This window comes from Nocardioides sp. P5_C9_2, assembly GCF_054049555.1.
Genome location: NZ_JBFUMD010000333.1, coordinates 1 through 4,503, shown reverse-complemented (window position 1 = coordinate 4,503; position 4,503 = coordinate 1). Strand labels below are relative to the sequence as shown.

At 70.5% G+C, this 4,503-nt stretch carries 5 protein-coding genes; 2 read left to right on the top strand and 3 right to left on the bottom strand.

Features of this window, described 5'->3' with window-relative positions:
* Both ACXJKL_RS15360 and ACXJKL_RS15355 read right to left on the bottom strand, forming a co-directional pair.
* Positions 1–433, bottom strand: a 433-nt coding sequence (locus tag ACXJKL_RS15360; RefSeq protein WP_457207905.1) for a PmbA/TldA family metallopeptidase, incomplete at its 3' end; no start/stop codon positions are given.
* Complete coding sequence (locus ACXJKL_RS15355; protein ID WP_457207904.1) at positions 433–1,953, bottom strand: TldD/PmbA family protein; 1,521 nt, start codon at positions 1,951–1,953, stop codon at positions 433–435. The genes ACXJKL_RS15360 and ACXJKL_RS15355, both read right to left, overlap by 1 nt.
* Positions 1,954–1,988: 35 nt before the next feature.
* Between ACXJKL_RS15355 and ACXJKL_RS15350 the strand changes: the two genes are divergently transcribed.
* Positions 1,989–2,684 carry a sulfotransferase domain-containing protein gene (locus tag ACXJKL_RS15350; protein WP_457207903.1) on the top strand — a complete coding sequence of 232 codons (696 nt, stop codon included), beginning with the start codon at positions 1,989–1,991 and terminating at the stop codon, positions 2,682–2,684.
* Positions 2,685–2,736: 52 nt separating this feature from the next.
* On the opposite strand, the gene ACXJKL_RS15345 is transcribed toward ACXJKL_RS15350, so the two are convergent.
* Positions 2,737–3,561 carry an alpha/beta fold hydrolase gene (locus ACXJKL_RS15345; protein ID WP_457207902.1) on the bottom strand — a complete coding sequence of 275 codons (825 nt, stop codon included), beginning with the start codon at positions 3,559–3,561 and terminating at the stop codon, positions 2,737–2,739.
* A gap of 128 nt (positions 3,562–3,689) precedes the next feature.
* Here ACXJKL_RS15345 and ACXJKL_RS15340 point away from each other — a divergent pair.
* On the top strand, positions 3,690–4,503 hold an 814-nt coding region (locus ACXJKL_RS15340), incomplete at its 3' end, for an LssY C-terminal domain-containing protein (RefSeq protein ID WP_457207901.1).

The window sequence follows — 4,503 nt, the reverse complement described above, 5'->3', positions numbered from 1 at the left end:
GCACCCGATCGGCCGCCGACGCCTGCCCGAAGGCCTCGCCCAGGGCGGGCGCGAACGCGTCGTACACGTGGATGTCGGTCTGCTCGGGCGCGTCGTCCCAGTCGGGGCTGGTGCGGCCGGCGACCAGGTCCGCGACGTCCTCGGCGGGCGAGGCGGCGCGGGCCGCGGCGTCGGCGGCCCTCACCAGCGCGTCCACCTGCTCCTGGCTGCTGGCCGAGCCCGACACCGAGCCGGTCGCCGTGCCGGAGCCGGCACCGACGAAGGAGATCACGGTGACCTCGCTGGAGACCATCACGCCGTTGGTCGTGAGGGTGTTGTTGGCCCAGCGCAGGTTGGCGCTGCTCATCGCTCGCACGATGACGACGCAGTCGTCGCCGCTCGAGGCGGCGAGCGCGTGCTCGACGAGCTGCTGGGGGGTCGCGGTGGTCGACATCAGTGGCCTGCCTCGTCATTCGTGTTGAGGATGCGTACGTCGCGGAACAGGGCCGTCGGGCAGCCGTGGCTGACCGCGGCGACCTGGCCGGGCTGGGCCTTGCCGCAGTTGAAGGCACCGCCCAGCACCCAGGTGTCGGGACCGCCCACCGCCTCCATGGAGCCCCAGAAGTCGGTGGTGGTGGCCTGGTAGGCCACGTCGCGCAGCTGACCCCGGAGCTCGCCGTCGACGATCTCGTAGAACCGCTGGCCGGTGAACTGGAAGTTGAACCGCTGCATGTCGATCGACCACGACTTGTCGCCGACGACGTAGATGCCGCGCTCGACGCGACCGATCAGCTCCTCGGTGGAGGGGCCGTCGAGGGCCGGCTGGAGGGACACGTTGGCCATCCGCTGGATGGGGATGTGGCCGGGGGAGTCGGCGTACGCGCAGCCGTTGGACCGTCCCCCGTTGAGCTCGGGCTTCATCCAGCCCATCGAGCGGTCGAGCTGGTAGCCCACGAGGACCCCGTCCTGCACGATGTCCCACGACTGCGTCCGGACGCCCTCGTCGTCGTAGCCGACGGTGGCCAGGCCGTGCTCGGTGGTGCGGTCACCGGTCACGTTCATCACCGGGGAGCCGTACTGCAGGGTCCCCAGCTTGTCGTAGGTGGCGAAGGACGTGCCGGCGTAGTTGGCCTCGTAGCCCAGCGCCCGGTCCAGCTCGGTGGCGTGCCCGATCGACTCGTGGATGGTCAGCCACAGGTTCGACGGATGGATCACCAGGTCGTAGGTTCCTGCCTCGACACTCGGTGCGGCGAGCTTGGCGGCGAGGAGGTCGGGGACCTCGGCGAGCTCGGCGTCGAAGTCCCAGGTGCCGTCGGTGACGTACTCCCAGCCGCGACCGACCGGCGGCGCGATCGAGGCCATCGAGTCGAAGACGCCGGAAGCCTCGTCGGAGCCCATCGCCTCGAWCCCGGGCATCATCCGCACCCGCTGCTGGGTGGTGCGCGTGCCGGCGAGGTCGGCGTAGTACTTGTTCTCCTGCACCTGCTGGACGAAGGAGGTGGCGTGTGCGACGGCGGCGTGCGCTCGCAGCCTGTCGGTCCAGTCGAGGAGGACCGCCGCCTTGTCGGCGGTGGGCACCTCGAGCGGGTTGACGTCGTACGCCGAGATCCAGGTGACGTCGTCGTGGACGGGCTCGGGCGCGATCTCGACCGGAGTGGTGGTCATGCCCGCGGCGACCTCGGCGACCGCGATCGCCGTCTCGGCGACGCGGCGTGCCTCCTCGCGCGTGAGGACCACGCCGGATGCGAACCCCCAGGCCCCGCGGTGGATCACCCGCACCGCGAAGCCGAGGTCCTCGGTGTCCATCGCGGTCTGCAGCGTGCCGTCGCGCGCCGCGAGGTACTGGTGGCGGACCCGCTCGAAGCGGAAGTCGGCGTGGGTCGCCCCGAGGTCGCGGGCACGGTCCAGCGCGACGTCGCCGAGGTCGCGGTAGGGCAGGGACGCGAAGGTGGGGTCGAGGCCTTGAGCGCTCATGGGTGGAACCTAGCCCAGCGGTTAGGGTGCTCCGCATGACGACACCGGCGTGGCTCGGGATCGGTGCCCAGCGGTCGGGGACGACGTGGTTCACCGACCTGCTGGTCCAGCACCCGGAGGTCGGCCTCGGGACCAACGGCAAGAAGGAGCAGCACCTGCTCCACAAGGTCGGCGACGGTCTGGTGCCTGCCGCGGAGTACCTCGACCTGTTCCCCGGCGACGGCGTACGACGCGGGGAGTGGACCCCCCAGTACCTGCGGCACGCCTCGGCCCCGGCCGTCGCCGCACGGTTGCTGGGACCCGACGTGCCCGTGCTGGTGCTCCTGCGGGACCCGGTGGAGCGGTTCCTGTCCGCGATGCGCCTCGCCGCCACCCGGTCCAGCTCGCCGTGGCCCTACCCGGTGCCGATCACGGTGCAGGGCTTCAGCGGCTTCTACGCCGACCAGCTCGCCATGTGGGCCCACCACGTGGGTCGCGAGCGGATGGTCGTGATGGTCTACGAGTCCGTACGCCGCGCCCCCCAGGCCGCGGTCGACGCGGTGTGGTCACGCCTCGGCCTTGCTCCGGTGCCCCTCGCCGACGTCGACCGTCCGTCGCGCTCGAGCAGCCACGCCACGTGGGAGCCGCCGGAGGGGCTCGTCGAGTCGCTGGAGGTGCTCTACCGCCCGCAGGTCGGTCGGCTCGCCGACGACTGGGACCTGGACGTCTCGTCCTGGTCGCTGCCGCGCTGAGAGCACGCAGTCCGACTGACGGCGGTCCGAGCGGGCGCCTGGCACCAGGGGGCTAGCTGGCCGCCACCACCCGCACCCCGTCCGGGAGGAGCGAGCTGTCATCGACCGCGTCGTCCAGCCACACCCCGATCACGCCTGCGAGCTCGACAGGGTGGCTGAAGTTCACCGCATGGGCCGCGTGCTCGACCACGGCGACCGTCAGGTGCTCCGGAGCGAGCCGAGCGACTTCGCGGATGCGGTCGGGTGGTGGCAGGAGCGGATCGCGGACGCCCAACACGGCCAGGGTCGGGACCGGGGTGTGCAGCAGCCGCTCCAGGGACGGGAAGCGGGTGAGCTCGTGGAAGAGACGTAGGCCGTTCAGAGGCCCGAACCTCACGTAGTCGGGGAGGGCGACGGGAAACATCCTCGTGCTCTCCCGGACGACGTCCCGGGCGAGCTGGCCGAGGGCGCGGCCCAGGGGCTGGTTGTGCACGCCGCCGGCCGGCGAGGCCAGGACGAGTCTGTGCACCCGTTCCGGCGCCATGTGGACGATCTCCAGGCTGATGGCGCAACCCATCGAGTTCCCGATCAGGACAGCCTTGTCGATGTCGAGGCGGTCGAGGATCGCCACCGTGACCTCGGCCAGCTCCGTGATGTCGAGGACGCGAGCGCGGCGCTCACTGTGCCCGTAGCCGGGCAGGTCCGGGACCACGTTGATCCCACGCGTGGCAAGGATCCGGGCGGTCGGCATCAGGTATGAGCCGGAGATCGCGAAACCGTGCAGGTGCACCAGAGGGACACCGCTCCCGGCGGTGCTGCGCCGGCAGTAGACCGACGTTCCTCCCACCTGCAGCCGCTCGTCCACCCAACCGTCGCCAGGTCCTGCTTGGGCCTTCATGGGCCGACGTTAGTGGTCCGGGCCCGGTCGGCGCCGGAAATGCGGCGGGCGGCACCTGCGATGTCCGGACGCAGACCCACCTCGCTTGAGTAGCCTGCGAACGTCACCGGAGAGCTGGAGGGTCGCGCATGGAGGTCGAGCCCGCCGATGACTGGCGCCACGGTGACGTCGTGGACACGCCCCCGCCGACGGTGCCTCCCACGTTCGAGCTGGCACCGGGCGCGGTCTCCGCGACCCCGCTCTGGCCCGTCCGGGAGATCGTCGACGGCCTGTTCTTCGTCATCGGCACGGTGCTCGTCCTGTGGCTCGGATGGATCGTCGTCACCATCGGCCTCGACCACTGGTACGCGATCGGCTCGGTCGTCCTCTTCTGGGTGCTTCTGGCCTACGTGGGACTGCCCCGCCTGCAGGAGGTGCTCTCGAAGATCTACGTGCCCGACTACTTCATCGGGCGATCCCTGACCGACATCGGCGTGCTCGGTGACCCGATCAACCTGGGCCTGGACGGCAGCGAGTCGGACATCCACGCTGCCATGAGCCGAGCCGGTTGGACCCGTGCCGACGAGCTCACGATCCGCTCCTCGTGGAGGATCGTCGTCTCGTCGGTACTGCGTCGCCCCTACCCGCAGGCCCCGGTCTCCTCACTGTTCCTCTTCGGGCAGCGGCAGGCCTTCGCCTACCAGCAGGAGGTCGACGGCAACCCGTCCCAGCGTCACCACGTCCGCTTCTGGCCGGTCCCCGACGGCTGGAAGCTGCCCGGTGGGTTCGAGGTGCAGTGGCTGGCTTCTGCGACCTACGACAAGGCGGTCGGCATCTCCCTGTTCACGCTCCAGGTGACGCACCGGGTGGACGCCGATATCGACATCGAGCGCGACTACGTCATCGACACAGTCCGGTACGTCGTCCCGGAGGCGTCACTGCGCGTCATCAAGGACTACTCCA